The 14,621-nt window shown below is 66.5% G+C and carries 16 protein-coding genes; 10 read left to right on the top strand and 6 right to left on the bottom strand.

Annotated features, from left to right (window positions below; translation table 11 throughout):
* Both ACFU5V_RS42035 and ACFU5V_RS42030 read left to right on the top strand, forming a co-directional pair.
* A partial coding sequence (locus tag ACFU5V_RS42035; protein WP_378707217.1) for a tyrosine-type recombinase/integrase occupies positions 1-772 on the top strand: 772 nt, incomplete at its 5' end.
* Positions 762-1,163: a DUF6262 family protein gene (locus ACFU5V_RS42030; protein ID WP_378707221.1), complete on the top strand. Its 402-nt coding sequence runs from the start codon at positions 762-764 to the stop codon at positions 1,161-1,163. The genes ACFU5V_RS42035 and ACFU5V_RS42030, both read left to right, overlap by 11 nt.
* Before the next feature lie 186 nt (positions 1,164-1,349).
* On the opposite strand, the gene ACFU5V_RS42025 is transcribed toward ACFU5V_RS42030, so the two are convergent.
* Together ACFU5V_RS42025 and ACFU5V_RS42020 are read right to left on the bottom strand one after the other, a co-directional pair.
* A complete protein-coding gene (locus ACFU5V_RS42025; RefSeq protein WP_378707215.1) occupies positions 1,350-2,150 on the bottom strand; it encodes a maleylpyruvate isomerase N-terminal domain-containing protein in 801 nt (266 codons plus the stop codon).
* 339 nt (positions 2,151-2,489) lie between these two features.
* A complete protein-coding gene (locus ACFU5V_RS42020) occupies positions 2,490-3,080 on the bottom strand; it encodes a hypothetical protein (protein ID WP_378707213.1) in 591 nt (196 codons plus the stop codon).
* A gap of 476 nt (positions 3,081-3,556) precedes the next feature.
* On the opposite strand from ACFU5V_RS42020, the gene ACFU5V_RS42015 reads away from it, so the two are divergent.
* Both ACFU5V_RS42015 and ACFU5V_RS42010 read left to right on the top strand, forming a co-directional pair.
* Positions 3,557-5,563: a cutinase family protein gene (locus ACFU5V_RS42015; RefSeq protein ID WP_378707211.1), complete on the top strand. Its 2,007-nt coding sequence runs from the start codon at positions 3,557-3,559 to the stop codon at positions 5,561-5,563.
* Between the two features lie 576 nt (positions 5,564-6,139).
* Positions 6,140-6,481 carry a hypothetical protein gene (locus ACFU5V_RS42010; RefSeq protein WP_378707210.1) on the top strand — a complete coding sequence of 114 codons (342 nt, stop codon included), beginning with the start codon at positions 6,140-6,142 and terminating at the stop codon, positions 6,479-6,481.
* A gap of 514 nt (positions 6,482-6,995) precedes the next feature.
* Here the strand turns inward: ACFU5V_RS42010 and ACFU5V_RS42005 are convergent.
* The 3 genes from ACFU5V_RS42005 to ACFU5V_RS41995 all read right to left on the bottom strand — a co-directional run bounded on the left by ACFU5V_RS42005 (position 6,996) and on the right by ACFU5V_RS41995 (position 9,246).
* On the bottom strand, positions 6,996-7,490 hold the full coding sequence (locus ACFU5V_RS42005) for a hypothetical protein (RefSeq protein ID WP_378707209.1): 495 nt from the start codon (positions 7,488-7,490) through the stop codon (positions 6,996-6,998).
* Between the two features lie 190 nt (positions 7,491-7,680).
* Positions 7,681-7,920 carry a hypothetical protein gene (locus ACFU5V_RS42000; RefSeq protein WP_378707207.1) on the bottom strand — a complete coding sequence of 80 codons (240 nt, stop codon included), beginning with the start codon at positions 7,918-7,920 and terminating at the stop codon, positions 7,681-7,683.
* Between the two features lie 378 nt (positions 7,921-8,298).
* Positions 8,299-9,246: a phosphatidylserine/phosphatidylglycerophosphate/cardiolipin synthase family protein gene (locus ACFU5V_RS41995; protein WP_378707205.1), complete on the bottom strand. Its 948-nt coding sequence runs from the start codon at positions 9,244-9,246 to the stop codon at positions 8,299-8,301.
* A gap of 281 nt (positions 9,247-9,527) precedes the next feature.
* Between ACFU5V_RS41995 and ACFU5V_RS41990 the strand changes: the two genes are divergently transcribed.
* Positions 9,528-10,412, top strand: coding sequence for a hypothetical protein (locus ACFU5V_RS41990; RefSeq protein WP_378707203.1), 885 nt, complete (start codon positions 9,528-9,530; stop codon positions 10,410-10,412).
* Complete coding sequence (locus ACFU5V_RS41985; protein ID WP_378707201.1) at positions 10,412-10,630, top strand: hypothetical protein; 219 nt, start codon at positions 10,412-10,414, stop codon at positions 10,628-10,630. The genes ACFU5V_RS41990 and ACFU5V_RS41985 overlap by 1 nt, the downstream gene beginning before the upstream one ends.
* Before the next feature lie 286 nt (positions 10,631-10,916).
* Here ACFU5V_RS41985 and ACFU5V_RS41980 read toward each other — a convergent pair whose 3' ends face one another.
* Positions 10,917-11,720 (bottom strand): phosphoadenosine phosphosulfate reductase family protein, encoded by an 804-nt coding sequence (locus ACFU5V_RS41980; RefSeq protein ID WP_378707199.1) that lies wholly within the window; start codon positions 11,718-11,720, stop codon positions 10,917-10,919.
* Positions 11,721-11,743: 23 nt separating this feature from the next.
* On the opposite strand from ACFU5V_RS41980, the gene ACFU5V_RS41975 reads away from it, so the two are divergent.
* The 4 genes from ACFU5V_RS41975 (at position 11,744) to ACFU5V_RS41960 (ending at position 14,516) form a co-directional block, all read left to right on the top strand.
* Positions 11,744-12,394: a hypothetical protein gene (locus ACFU5V_RS41975; RefSeq protein WP_378707197.1), complete on the top strand. Its 651-nt coding sequence runs from the start codon at positions 11,744-11,746 to the stop codon at positions 12,392-12,394.
* Between the two features lie 93 nt (positions 12,395-12,487).
* Entirely contained in the window at positions 12,488-12,928 is a 441-nt protein-coding gene (locus tag ACFU5V_RS41970) for a hypothetical protein (RefSeq protein ID WP_378707195.1), read from the top strand.
* The gene (locus ACFU5V_RS41965; protein ID WP_378707193.1) at positions 12,925-13,776 is read left to right on the top strand and encodes an RAMP superfamily CRISPR-associated protein; all 852 of its coding nucleotides are present in this window, start codon (positions 12,925-12,927) and stop codon (positions 13,774-13,776) included. The genes ACFU5V_RS41970 and ACFU5V_RS41965 overlap by 4 nt, the downstream gene beginning before the upstream one ends.
* Positions 13,773-14,516, top strand: a complete 744-nt coding sequence (locus ACFU5V_RS41960; RefSeq protein WP_378707191.1) for a hypothetical protein — start codon at positions 13,773-13,775, stop codon at positions 14,514-14,516. The genes ACFU5V_RS41965 and ACFU5V_RS41960 overlap by 4 nt, the downstream gene beginning before the upstream one ends.
* Positions 14,517-14,621 lie beyond the last annotated feature (105 nt).

Raw genomic sequence — 14,621 nt, 5'->3', positions numbered from 1 at the left:
TGGCACCCACCGGCGCCTCACGCATCTGCTTGTTGCTGCATCCCATCGCCACACCTCCGTGATCGAGGTGTTGCATCGACCGGTTGAGCCCGCCCTGTTCCCACCCCGGCACCCCAATGCCGCCGGCACCGGGCATATCAGCACACACACCTACAGCACGTCGCTGCGACGGTGGGTCGCGCGATGCACCATCACCGACGAGCACGGGCACCCCGCCGTGGTCAGCCCCCACAGATTCCGCCACACACTGGGCACCAGACTGATCAACCTCGACGTCCCGCAAGAGGTCGTGCGCCGCATTCTCGACCACGACTCACACCAAATGACCGCGCATTACGCCAGGTTGAGCGACACGTCGATACGTCGACATTGGGAGGCCGCCCGCAAGGTCAATGCATCCGGCGCCGAGGTCACCCTCGACCCGGACGGTCCGCTCGCCGAGGCAGCCTGGTCCAAGCAACGCCTCGGCCGCACCACCCAGGCGTTGCCGAACGGCTACTGCGGCCTGCCGGTCCAGAAGACTTGCCCCCACGCCAACGCATGCCTGACCTGCCCTATGTTCATCACCACCGCCGAGTTCCTGCCCCAGCACCGTGAGCACCGCACCCAGATCCTGCAGATCATCTCCGCCGCCGAAGCCCGCGGTCAGCAACGACTTGTCGAGATGAACACCCGAGTCCTCGGCAATCTCGACTCGATTATCGGCACACTCGACGACGAGCGCGGGGCCGATCCTGCACGTGAGCCGAGCGCAGGCGATTATGCGAGCTGACAACCGCCACCACATCCACCAAGCCGCCCAGCGTCGGCACGAGTTGACGCGTTCGAAAGCAGTTGCCGCCCTACGCAAACTCGAAAATGAGGGAAGCCCAGTTACATTCGAAGCCGTTGCCACCGAAGCTCGGGTTTCACGATCATGGCTCTATACCCAACCCGACCTGCGGGAGGAGATCATCCGGCTCCGCTCCGAAGGTCGGCGGGATCGGCCACCAGTCCGGACCCGGGATCGCGCGACCACCGATTCCTTACACACCCGGCTGGCTGTCGCACACAATCGCATACGAGCACTCACCGAGGAGAACGCGAGTCTGAGACACCAGCTTGCTCTCGCCCTCGGACACGCACGAGCGAGCCGCACAAATTTGCGAACAACTCCAACGTGACTGCATCAACTCGATAACAAACGTCAGGCGAAGGGAGCCGCCCAGCACGGGCGGTTGCCTCCGTTCTAGACAACGTCTACATCGCAAGACCCCAGCTCAGCAGACCACAACCGCACCGGGCTAAAGATATCATTCGTTACTGAGGCAGTCGGGAGTTGAGACACCGAAGTGAATCGAGTGTCGGGGTTACGGCACCAGGAACCAATTCGGGAACTGCACCAGCACCCACGGCCGCCGCCCGCCGCGGAGCCGGACACCGCGCCGGGTCGCAGCGACAAGGCCGATGCGTTGGTAGAGGTTGAGCAGTACCACTGCGGCGGGGCCGGCGACGATGGCGTCGCGGCGGCCGCCGACTGCGGCCGCGTCCTCGATGCGGGCGTGTGCTCGGTCGATGGTGATGACCTGGGGGTGGCCGGCGCCGATCCGGAACTCGACCACAGACCGAACACGGGCCGTGCGTTCCGGATTCACCAGGAATGGTGCGATCTGGAAGACGGCATTGAGTACGAGCAGGGCATCGCGGTCCTCTATCGGCCAGCTTCGATGCGCAACTGTCGCGGTGTCGTATCCGTGAATGAGCAATTCGGCCAGCATGTTCCCCATAGCCCCGGCTCCGTCGATCGTGGCGCCGAAGTGAAACGGGAATGTGTTGTCCACGGTGATGTCCAGGGCGCGGTACTTCTCCCACTCGGTGTCGAGTGCGTCGAGAAGATCGGCCCGTGGGAGGGTGGCCAGCGCTTCGACGTCTGCGTGGTTCAATGCGGTGACCTCGGGCACGGTCGCGCTGAGTCCCTCACGGCTGCGCCATGGGCGTTCGGTGTAGCGGCGAAAGACGGTCACGAGGTGTCGGGCCACGTCGCTGGTCAACCACGTGCCGTCGCCGACCCGGATATCGGCGGGTACGTCGGTGACCAGTTCGCGAAATCGTGTGAACGCCACTTCGGTGCGGTCGAGCAGTTCTTCTCGGGAGGTAGTGATCAGGCTCATTCCGGCCCCCGGGTGGTCCATACGGATTCAGCGCCGACATGCGACTACGCATCCTCGATTGTTGCAGGTGCGGGGGTCGAGCATTCGCAAATCCGGCCGTGAGACACGTCAATCGCGGTGGCGGGGGAGTCAACTAGATTCAAATGCAATCAATGCTGGCATTGCTTGCATTGCAGATGTCGGTCCTTTTCAGGCCTGTGCAGGGTCGATCATCTCGACACGGCGGGAGCAGATGTCTCAAGCAAGCTTCAGTCGGTGCCTCAGTAATGGCCATTATTGAGATCTGTAGTAGTGAGACGCGGTGATGTTGCGTCATCGTGACACGCTCTGGCTGGCCCTTCAGAGGGCTATTAGCCGCGCTGTCAGAGAATGAATCAGCCGCACTGCTACATCAATTTCCGGCCATGTGATTGAGATTGACGTCAATTGGACACGATCATCGAGAACATGAAGCATCGGCATCGTTTCAGTTGGGATAGTTCCATGGGCGATGTCCTCGTCATAGTGCTCAATCTTGTTTCGAAGCTTGCGGATTCTTTCTCGGAGAGGTTTTGGAGGTAGTTCGCTGCGCTCGACTGGTGGCGCAGTATCTGACTTCATCAGTGCTTCGGCGAAGATGAGGCAACGGGCGAGGGCGGTCACGCCGGCCTCCACATGTGAGACTGAGGCAAACAGGCTACCGAAGTCGCCCTCATGTCTGTGGGCGATGTACCCCTGTAATTCCTCACGGGACAGTACGAAGTTAACGATCGTCCGATCTGTAAGACGAACCAGATTCAAGAATTGTTGACGATCCGCTCCGCCTGCGAGTTGGGGTGATCCAGCACCGACGAATGCCTTGGCGGCGAACCAGGCGATCTGGTGGGCCTCTAAATCGCAGAAGGAAGGTATGCCGCATTTATTGGGTAGGAACGTCGACTCTTCCGCCATCGGTCAAATGCTACGGCGCGCGCTTGCGTGATGTGCTCCGACTCGTCTCTCCTTCGTTCACTACTGATTGAGCTGAGCTGCACGGTTTCGATAGCCCCGTCACGGTGAAGGCATCTCGAACTGGGGTAATCGACGTGCCCTGGATAGTTATGCGCTATATCGGGTTGTCTCTCAATGCGTGTCGGCGGTCGGGTCGGCGCCAACCAGCGGAGATGGCCCCGGCCAAAAGCGCGCCAGATCCCGCGAATGTTCGAGGACGGAACACCGAGAACGGAGATCGCTGCCGTCCTTAGAAACCGGAGTAGTTCGGTACCCGGCCGAGGTCATGGCCGACGACTGCAAGACCCCGACTGCTGGATGTCGACGGCCATAGCCGACACGCCCGACCGCGTGCGGGGGTCGTCGCTGCGAGCAGGGCTGCTATCCGAGACTGAATCCGGAAGAGCACTGGTGGCAGCGCGATAGGAGTCCGGACGATGGCACGGTCGACGAGAGGTCGGCTCGCGGCAGTCACCACCATCACCGCCGTGCTGTGCGGGACCGCCCTCATCTGCGCGCCCGCGATCGCGCACGCCGACCCGGTCGGCTGCGCGTCGACGTTCAACTTGCTCATCCCCGGAACCTGGGAGACCGACGAGCACGCCGACCCGAACCGGCCGGTGGGGATGCTGGCCCCCGTCGCGGAGGCGATCGAGGCGAAAAACGGTGCCCGCGCACAGACATACACGCTGCCGTACATGGCGCGCGCGTTCGACAACGGCCACACCTACGCCGACAGCAAACTCGACGCGGTCGACAAGGCCACCACCGTGCTGAAGTCCTACGCCGACAAATGCGAGGGCACGAAGATCACGATCACCGGGTACTCCCAAGGTGCGGACGCGGCAGGCGATCTCGCGTCGGCGATCGGCAACGCTCACGGACCGGTCGATGCGGATCGGGTCCTCGGGGTGGCGTTGCTCGCCGACCCGGGCGCCGGCACGCAGGGCACTGCGACGGTCGGCCCGACGACGTCGGGGGAGGGGATCGCCGGTCCCCGGTCACAGGGCATGGGCACGTTGTCGGGTCGGGTGGCCTCGATCTGCGATCCGAACGACCTGTACTGCTCGATCCGCAAGGGCGCGAACCCGTTCCTCGGATCCCTCGGGTCGATCCTGTCGAAGACCCCCAGCACCACCAACACCAGCGGTGGTTCCGGTGCGGGTGGTGATGACGCGGCGGTCGCCACCGCGCTGACCTCAAATTTCAGTGGCTCCGACCTGCCCGGTCTCGGATCCACTGTCGACGCGCTCGGAAAACAACTGTCCGGCAACGACACCGGCGGGACGGTGGATGTGCATCAGATCGCCGACACCGCGACCTCACTATCCAAGACGCTCAGCCCACTCGTCGATTTGCTGCAGTCCGGAGCTGCAAACACCGCCGCCACCACCACCCTGGCCGCAGCACCGGTGGGCACACCGGAACACGCGGCCGCCCAGATCCTCACCACCGCCGGTCACGCGGACCTGACCGGTGCACTCGACTCGGTGGCCACGATCACGAACACCGCAGCCACGCTCGCGAACAACGGCACCACCACCCTGCCCGCCACCGCCCCCGAAATCTCGCAACTTGCGGGCACCGCCGCAACGCTCGGCGGCCAGATCGCGCCGGTCGCCGCCACCCCGGCAGATGCCCTCTCCGCCGCGTCGAGCGTGTTGTCGGTGCTCAAACCGAAAGTTGTAGTCGACCAGGCCCTGAACGTGGTTACCGGGGTCACCGCACTCGATATACCGGCGATCCTGCACAACCTGACCGTGCTTCCGCAGAAGATCGCCGCCGGCGATGTCCGCGGCGCCCGCGATGCCGCCCGGGAACTGAACGTGCAATTCGCACCGGTGGTGAAGATGGTCGCCGGTGTCGACCTGAAGTGGATCTCCCAGATCCTCGCGATCATCCCGGACCCGACGGGGTACACCCAGATCGCGGCGCTGGTCACCAGCGTTCTCGGCAACGTCGACGTGATCAAGCTGGCCAACATCGCCGGTCAGGCCCAGGAAATCGCGTGGGCCGCCGCGGACAAACTCTTCCCTCCGCCCGGGGTTCTCCCCGACCCGGTGGGTGCTGCCGCGCAGACCACGGCGTTGCTCCCACTCGGCCTCGAACTCGCCTCGGTGGCCGCGAACATGCTCACCGGCACAGCCGGCAAGACCGACCCCACACTCCTGGGGAAACAGGCGGCCAACCCGGTCGGGAATGCGATCACCACCCAGGCGCAGACCCTCGACCTGAAAGGACTCGCCGGATCGGTGTCGACGATGGCGCGCTCGCAGGGCGCCGAGGACCTCGCCGCGGTCGTCGGTGAGGGCCTGAACGCGGCCAGCTTCCTCGCCTCCGGCGCACACCAGAGCTACCAGCACCTGGTAGTCGACAACGCCGGCCGCAACGCCATCCAATGGGTCTCGGATTGGCTGACCCTGCAGATCACCCGCGCCGCCTGACGATCCCGACCGCGCGTGTAGCGTCTCACGCCGCGCTTCCCAATCTCACAGCGAACTGCACTCGGACTTCACGGAACTGAGACCTGGCAGGCCAGAGCGGTTGCCGTGTCGAGGAAAAACACGACTCGGCCAAGGAAATGAGGGACTACGTGAGACAACGACGAGGTGAAGGCCTTGTGAGACAACATGAACGCAGCAGTCATGGCGTTCGAAGATGAAATTCAGCCCGAGACCCTACAGTGCGCGGCGTCGTCCCCGCCCGAACAGGAGCACCGAAAAATTGGCCCCTCACGCCCACCGCCCCTCCTGCTGGGTGACCTGCCCGCACTGCGATAAACGCACCTACTTCACCCGCAGGGATGCCCGCGCCGCCCGCACCCACCACGAAAGGCGTCGCGGCCTGTCGATCTACCCTTGCCCACACCAAGACCAGGACAGTGACGGCTTCCACGTCGGGCTCCGGCCAATCGGGTTGGGCCGCGGGAGTATCGATCGCGGCACCCTCGCCGAGAACCAGCGAGGAACACAAACACTGTCCGAAGCCAGGTTCACAGTGCGGGGTACGTGGTGACCCTGATGAACGCCACGGGATCACCGACCACCCCGATCGCACTCGCCCCCGGTGACCGGATCCGCTTCGGTATCGAACCCCGCCGCCCCTACACCGTCCGCGCCCTCTCGGAGAACTTCGTCGTCTGCACCCGCCACCGCGACTTCGCAACCCAAGGTGAGTTCGTCTACACGGTCATCGACTGGCGCAGCGGAATCCGCGGCCCGGTCACCGTGATCGGACACAGCATGGATGTGAGTACCGATCAGCAGTGCCGCGACCTCCTCGACGATCTCGAAGCCGGTCGGTGGGAGATCAGCCACCGCAACCGTGTCCCGCTCGACATCCTCGACCGGGGTGAAGCATGAGAGGCCCCACGCCCCGAGGTGCCGTCTCGCGGCACGGATGCTGCTCATCGGAGCCGCGGTGGTCCTGCTGTGGCCGGAGGCCATCCTGTCCTCGTTCGACCATCCGCCACTACCGATTCCACCCGTGATCAGTGGCGACTATGGGGGCGGACCTGGTGGCAGGGGAGGGCCAGCTGCAGATTCATCACCGTGACGGAAGTGCCGAGCAGGTACCCGGTGCCTGTTTGCTTCGATGCCGACGGTGGGTGCCGCGGAAGGTAGGCATCGCCATCGCACGTGCGCGGGACACGGTTTGCTAGCGTAGCGCTGCTAGCTATCAGCGCTAGGATAGCAAAACGTAGACTTCCTGCGGCTTTGTTCGTGAGACCATCCGATGCCTGCCTGATGTGCACGGACCCCTCGGCTGAGCGTCAGACACCCCAAGGTTGCTCGGTGAGCCGGGAGGTTCCGACAATCGGAGATCGTCACCGGCGGCGCGGGCGTTCCGTTTCGTCGAACGGGATTGTCGCACCTGTCATCGACGGGCACCGGACCCGAACGCGGTGGTGGGGAAGGGGCTGGGACCGAGCGTGAGGGTGACCGAGGTGGGGTGGAGTCCGACCTGTGGCCACCCGGTGGTGAGGTTCAGTGATCCGGTGGTCGGGTAGGTGCCGATCCAGTACTGCGGCGTGGTCCGATACTGGGCGGATCCCTCCGAGGCGGGGTCGGGGATCGGGTGGAACGCGTCGGCGAACCCGTCGAGGTCGTCGGCGCCGACGCGCACGGCCAGATAGGACCACTGCGCCGACCAGTCACCGGGGTCGGTCAGGGCCCGGGTTTCGTAGCGCGCGAAGTCGGCGCGGACACCGCTGACACACAGCGTGAACCGCAGCAGCAACCCGGACGCGAACGCGGTCGCCGCGGACAGCTCGAGGGCGAGGTCATTCTCCGCCGCGATCGGCATGCCCGCGTGCACGACAATCCCTCCGGTGGTGGGCGGCGCGAGGGCCGGCCAACGATGGCGGCGCATGCCTCATCGTCGCATCACCCGGCACCACAATGCCTGTGAATCTCCTGAGAGTCCCACTCCCAGAAAGTGATGTGAGGCCACAACCTGCAGGCCGGTAACACAGATCAGGGTGCACATCCACCGCAAGCGTGCTGCCGCCAGAGGAGCGTATCTGTCCGCTCCAGGCAGCGGACGGGGCATCCCGGCCGGATCAGAGGGCGGCAGTGACCAGACCGGCAACGCCGGCGACCGCGACGAGCGCGAAAAGAGCCAGCGGGAAGGACCCGAGGACGGTGCACACCAGGGTCGTCAGCACGGCCAGACCAATGATCACGGCGATACCCGCTTCCCAGGACTCGAGCAGCGCCACGTCGGTCGGCGCGGGCTCGCCGCGACCGGCGGCGCGGATGGGCTGCGTGGTGGGCAGATGCGGGCCGGGGACGGCGGTCACGGGGTGCGGATCCTTTCTGGGCGTTGCAGGTTCGTGCGGGTTGATGTCACCGCGCAGAGAATTTAGCACTCCCCGCGATGGAGTGCTAATGCATTGTTCTGTCGGCATGATTCGGTGAACACCGCGGGCGACTGCACACGATGAGGAGTGTTGACCGGAGTGCGGAGCCGTCTCCCTGCTCGGGCACGGGTCGACCGCGAACGACGGGTCGACCACCAATGGTGAGGACGGTTCACCCTGTCGGCGGGCGGCAGCGCCGCATGGGATCGCTCGAGCGGCGAGCAGCACTGTCGTGGTTGCTCGTGCCGTCTAGCGTTCCGCTGGCGGGTTCGGCGGTTCCGGCGCAGCCGAGTCCTCCCGTCGAGGTGTTGCTGATGGTCAGAGATCCCACAAGGCGAGCAGGTCGGTCCGGAGACTGGGGGAGCGGACGAAGTGATCGATCCGCAGCCGTGAGCCAGGGTGCCCGAGATCGGTGAGCGCCCTCTCGGCCTCGGTGAGGCGAAGCGGCGTCAGGTCGATGCGGATCCGCAGGAAGTACAGCACCGCGCCACCGGACCGCGGGATCTTCATGGGGTCGGACACCACGACGGCCGGCGGATACACCCACCCGTCGTCGACGGAGACGAAGACGACCACGCCGCCGCGCCGGACAGCGCTGGCTCGGTCGAGGCGCAGCGATTCGAGCGCGTACTTCACCGCCGGCCCTACCGTGGCCGGTCGCCGCGACCGGCGCTCGTCGAGCACATGCTGTTCGGTGGGACTGGGCTCGTAATCGACCGCATGCTTGACGAACATCCGGGTGACCGGGACCGACAGAAACTCGGCCTCAGGGTCACGGATTCGACCGGTCACCCCGGGGATCGGCACCGCCCGGCCGATCTCCCACTCCCGGGCGGCGTCGTCGAGGAATACCTCATCGACTTCGGTGACCTCGTCGATGCGGTCGATGAACGTCCGCACCGAAGCAATCACCTCGGGGTCGTCGGTGATGATGACGGCGTCGTCGGCGAAGGCGGAGTTCTCGGAGGCATTCGCCGACCCAACCACCGCCCGCCGACCGGTGACGATGACCTTCGCGTGCAGGGTCGGCGACGACAGCACCCGAACCCCCTTGTTCACGTAGTACGCGAGAGCAGCGGGGGAGGTGGCATGCGCCCGGATCGCAGCCTTGGACGCGTTGACGACCAACAGGTCCCCGGCGCGCAGGGGAAGCAAATCGGGTGCGTCCTGGCCGAGGTAGGCGATCGCCGCGTAGCGGGCGCCGCGGGTGCCGATCGCGCGGGTGATGTGTGGCCACGGGCTCGGCCCGTGGAAGGTGGTCCCCATACCCACTGACGGTAGCGGCCCGTACGTGAGTGGGTGCACTGTTGGTCCTCGCCGGTGGCGGAGCCTGATGCTGGGCACGATCTTTCGGTATAGTTTCGGGCATCCGGCGGCGACGCCGGCGGTACGCACGCCGAACGTTGTTGATGGTTTGGTCGCCAGATGACGCACGTTCGCCGTGGCACCCACCAGGTGTGGGTCCGAGCGTGGCAGATGGTTACTAAGGCCCGTCTGCCACGCTTCGTCGTATCCACGGGGCGAAATCCGAGGCGGGGAGGCGACGGGTGGCCTACAGCATCAGCCCCGACACCAGGGACACTCACCTGGACCCCGAGGCCGGCATCAGCACCACCCCCGCGGCCAAGCCCGCCGGCTACCGCACGGCAGCAAACTATGACGACCGTGCCGCCGACCGCGACGGCGCCCGGGAACTGGACCGGATGGTCGAGGACGCCGCATTCACCCGCGCCCGCAAAGACCTCGAACGAGCCTTCCCCCGGACCACGGTGCCGGAGGTGCCCGAGCGGAAACGCCGGGAGCTGCCGATCCCGGATTCGATTCGCCAGCCCCCGAGTTCGCGGCAGCGCAAGGCCCGGTCGGTGAACAAGAACCGGGCGCAAACCCAGCTGCCGAAGGTCGGGTACACCGCGGTGCAGAACCTGATCACCGACCCCGACCGGTGGGACGAGGTCGGCGGTGCGCTCTCACGCGGGCGGGGCGATGCCCAGCAGTTGGAGGAGACGATGCGCTCCCAGGTGCAGCGTGTCGATCGCGCGATTCAGACCGCGGAACGCTTCAACGACCGCGGCCACATCCTCTACGCCGCCGTCCGCCTTCCGCACACGGCACCACGGGAGGCGGTGAACTTGCCGTCGACCCTGCAGCCCGGTTCACGCCTCGAGTTCGACCGACACACGATGACCACCCACGCCATTCATCAGCTCGAGGAAACCTTCTCCGAGCGTGATGTGGTGTTCGAGATCGACACCGGCCGGGGCATGTATCTGGGCCGCTCCGACTCGGTCGACGACACCGCGCACCTGCTGCCGCGCGGGATGCGGTTCGAGGTGATCTCCTCCGGCCCGGGGCGTTACCGCCGCCCGGACGGGTCGATCGGCGAGCAGATGATCGTGCAACTGAAAGACATCACCGACGAGAAGGGGTTGTGATGGGATTGTTCACCGACGGCAAGGGCCGCCCCGAATTGGTCGTCAACCCGGACATCCTGCTCCGCCGCGCGCGTTACCGGCCTGTCGACGACGAGCCCGAGCCGGAGGAGACACCGAAGCAGCGCGTCCGCCGCGAGCTGAAGGTGCGCCTGAGCGCCGAGAAACGGGCACGGGAGAAGAAAGAAAAGACCGGAGACACCAACCCCCAGCAGGGGTGACGCCTCCGGCTCATCCTGTGCAACCGCAGTAAACGAGACACTACCTCAGGTAGTACAGCAGTGACGGGACCCGGGAGACCTCATGGATCGGCTGTCGCGGGCGACGTCATCGACGCGCTGGGCGGTCACCCCGGCCGAGGCACTCGAACATCTCGCTTCCCACTTGAGTTCACCAGTGCGACATGCCGTGGGTGAAACCATCGGCAGCGCAGTCACGTACGAGGGCGGCACCGTCCGCGCCCGAGGTACTCCGGCGTCACCGACGTTGTTCGCAGTAATAGAGCAGTCAGGTCATCTGCCGAATGCGAGGCAGCGTGTCGGCAATCTGCTCGAAGAGGGTGGGCCAGCCGCGTCGCAGCCAGGTCAGCCGGCCGCGGTCGAGGTGACCGCCGTCGATCAGGTGCGAGAGCCGGTGCTGGTGTTCGGGCACGCCGAGTTCGCGGAGTCGGGGGTAGACGGGGTTGACGGGTAGTCGGTGTCGGGCGATGTGCGCCCAGACGTCGGTGGTGGCCCAGTTCCAGATCGGCCCGTACGCGGTGGTGCCGTCCGCGCGGACGATGACACCGTCGCGGAGACCGCTGCGGGTGTAGAGGAGGCGGCGGGCGGTCGATTCGTCGGCCCGCACGCCCCACAACTCACCCGGCCCGAGGAGCTGATGGGCGCGGCGGGCGGGCTCGGTGATCAGCACCTCGTGCAAATCCACCGCGGCCGCTGTGACGGCGGCGGTCGCGTGGTGGTCCCACAACCCGGAGTCGGCGAGAACGTCGAGCAGCGGCGGATCAGTGCGGATACGGTGCAGATCCAGCCGCCAATGGTGGGCGAGTTCGGTGAGGTAGTCGTAGGTTTCGGGGTAATCGAGACCGGAATCGAAGAACACCACCGGCACATCCGGATCGACCCGGCGGGCCAGGTCGAGCACGACGAGCGAATCTTTGCCGCCGGAGAACGCGACGTACCCGTCATGGGCGGCGAGGTGCGCCTCGATTCGCGTGAGGATGGTGTCGATGGCGGCCGGACCGGCCTTCGACGACGGCGCCCGCAACCCACGGAGCACGCTCAGGTCCAGGCCGGCGTCGGCTGCATCCACCACACCTGGCAGGTTACGGTGCCGCCATGACCCTCGCCGCCGCCACCGATGTCGTCTGGGCCGCCTACACCGCCGCCGCCGGGCCCGTCGACGCGGCAACACCCGACGACCGAACGACAGGGTGCGCGCGCTGCGGCCACACCACACCGGTCATGTTCCCGGTCGGGCAGGTGATCTCCCGGCGGTTCACCGGCTTCGAATCCTGGACGAATCTGTCCGCCCGGAAACTCTGTCAGGTGTGCGCGTGGGCATACCGAGACCGGACGTTGCGTGTCGCCGCGCATATCGTCACCCGTGATCCCGCCACACTGAGGCCGGCGAACCCCGCACTGCTACACCAGGTGCTCTCCACCACCCTCGGCGCGGATACCGCGGTGATCGTGCCGCTGCGGCCCGGCCGCAAACACCTGATACCCGATGCCATGTGGGGCGCGGTCACGGTCGACGACGGCCGGCTGACATGGGCGGCAGACGATGCCGGCCGCCTCGAGGTGATGTGCCGGCTTCGAGGCCACAGCTTCACCGAGACCATGCTCCGCGGAACCACCCCCACCTACTCCGTGGTGCGCCGCCTCCCGGCCGATCAGTGGCCCCAGGTCTTCGACGACTGGAACCTGTTGGCGCCGTGGCGGCACGCGGACCCGTGGTGGGAGGTCGGCCTCCGCGCCACCCGATAGCACCAGCACACTCCGGCGCCGTGACCTCGCCGGATCATCGGCTGATGAGCTCTCGACTCGAGAAAACGTCGATTCTTCTCTAGCATTGCGGTGATGACTATGTCGGGGGAGAACGCACTGTCAGTGACCGACCGCTGGCTGGCCGCGGTTCCACAACTACCCGGGCTGACCGACCCCGCCGCGCAGGCGGCGGAGCGGTTGGTGCTGTTGCTGCACTACGGAATCGACTGGTCCGACCGCAACTGGGTGGCCGCCCGCCGCGGCGACTACTGGGACACCCTGCTACCCACCCGGGTGCGGTTGGCCACCTACAACAGCATCAACCTGCACCAGTGGTGGACCGCCTCGGCCGCCCGGCTCGGCTCCGCCCCGCGCACCGACGAGCAACGCTCCGAGCTGGCAATGCTGCTCACGAGCGAGGCGCGGCCGGTGCTGCAGGTGATGCGCGATCAGACGACCGCCCTGACGTTGCGCACGCGGATCGTGGCCGACGCGGTCCGTGCCGCCCGCATCGAACACGGGTTGGCGTCGTGAGCGTGACGCGGGTGTGGGAGATCGAGATGACCGCGAAATCCCCGATCTCGCACCGCGGGGAGCTGATCGGGACGACCGCGATTGGTCGGCGGATGAAAATCCTGCAGCCGGACGGGTCCGTCGAGCTGGTCCCGGTGATCTCCGGCAACTCCTTCCGCGGCGTGCTGCGCCGGATCGGCGAGGAACTGCTGCGCGACGTTCTGGGCTACGAGGGCAAGTTGCCGCTGGCGGTTGCGCATACCCTCCGCAATGGCGGCGCGATCGTAAAGTCCTCCGCCGAGCCGGTGACCGGCCGCCGCCTGCACCAACTGCGTGAGCTGATCCCGCAGCTGAGCGTGTTCGGCGGCGCCGTCGGCGCCGCCCCGATCGATGGCTGCCTGCGCGTCGGGCATGTGGTGCCGATCGTCACCGAAGCCGTCCCGATCCTGCGCCGTACCTACCCGGGCCCGTTGCCGTCCCGGTTCGACATCGAGGCCCTCGAGTCCTACTCACACCTCGACGACCTCACCACCGGTCACGCCGGCACCACAGTCGACCCCGACACCGAGACGGGCGGGTCGGGGTCACCGATGATGCGATACGACATTGAAACGCTCGCGCCAGGAACCCGCTTCGAATCGTGGGCGCAACTGGTCCGCGGCTCCGACCTCGACCACGCCTTCACCGCCGACGTCCTCGCCGAGTTCACCCGCACCGGCTGGCTCGGTGGGCGGACCGGAATCGGCCACGGCCAGATCGCCACCACCCTCGACCCACCCTCTGGCGGTGCTCCGGTGGTCGATTGGCGGGAGATCGTCGCCGCACGCCGCGATGAGGCCCTTCACATGCTGCTCTCGCTCCCGGCATGACCCTGTCGATCGCTTCGGGGATGGTGCCGCTGGTCATCCGGGCCCGAATGGCCGCCGGCGTTGCGCACGCGGTGCCGTGGGGCATCAGCCTCGATGGCCTGCTTGCCTCGGAGATCCGCGAGAACACCAAGGCCGCAGCCCGGGAAGCGGGCACCGACTGCACCCCCTACAGTCTCGACACCGTGCCGGACGATCTGGATCTGCCGCTGGCCCGCTGCAGCGGCGACGGCGGCGACGGGTGGCATTGGGCGGCGACATTCGCCTACCCGGAGGACGAGGTCCCGGGCCCGCACGTGCAGTATTGGTCCGCCCGTCCGGATCAGCAGGCCCTGGGCCAGATGTCCGCGGAGTTGCCGGCGTTGGTGTCCGAACGCCAGGGCCGCTACCGCTCCCGCGTCATGCCGCTCCCGCTCACGATCGCCCGGCACCTGGTGTGGCGGGCCGTCGGTGACCCGGTCGCGATCACCGAGCTGCTGACGCCCATAGTCTCGATCGGGAAGAAACGCGGCGCCGGACACGGCCACATCCTGTCCTGGGAGGTCACCGAACACCCGGACGCCGACCCGTGGGAGTTCGCGCACCTGCACCCTGACGGCACACTCGGCCGCACCGCACCCGCGACCTGCCTCCCCGAGCACGAGCGCGGCGACCTGCGAACGGGTGGGGAGGGGCGGATGGGTGTGCGGCCGCCCTATATGCACCCCTCCCGTCGCACACTGGTGCTGCTCCCGGCGACCTGACCGACTTCCGGGAAAAGAATGATGTGGTCCCGACCGTCCCACCCCCTGACCGATGTGAAACCGCGTTCACTGGCTTGGGCACCCTTCGGCGGCGAGAAACCCTCC

Origin of the sequence: Rhodococcus sp. NPDC057529, from assembly GCF_042802055.1 — a bacterium.
Classification (GTDB): Bacteria; Actinomycetota; Actinomycetes; order Mycobacteriales; family Mycobacteriaceae; genus Rhodococcus_F.
This window is presented reverse-complemented; position numbering and strand designations above follow the sequence as displayed.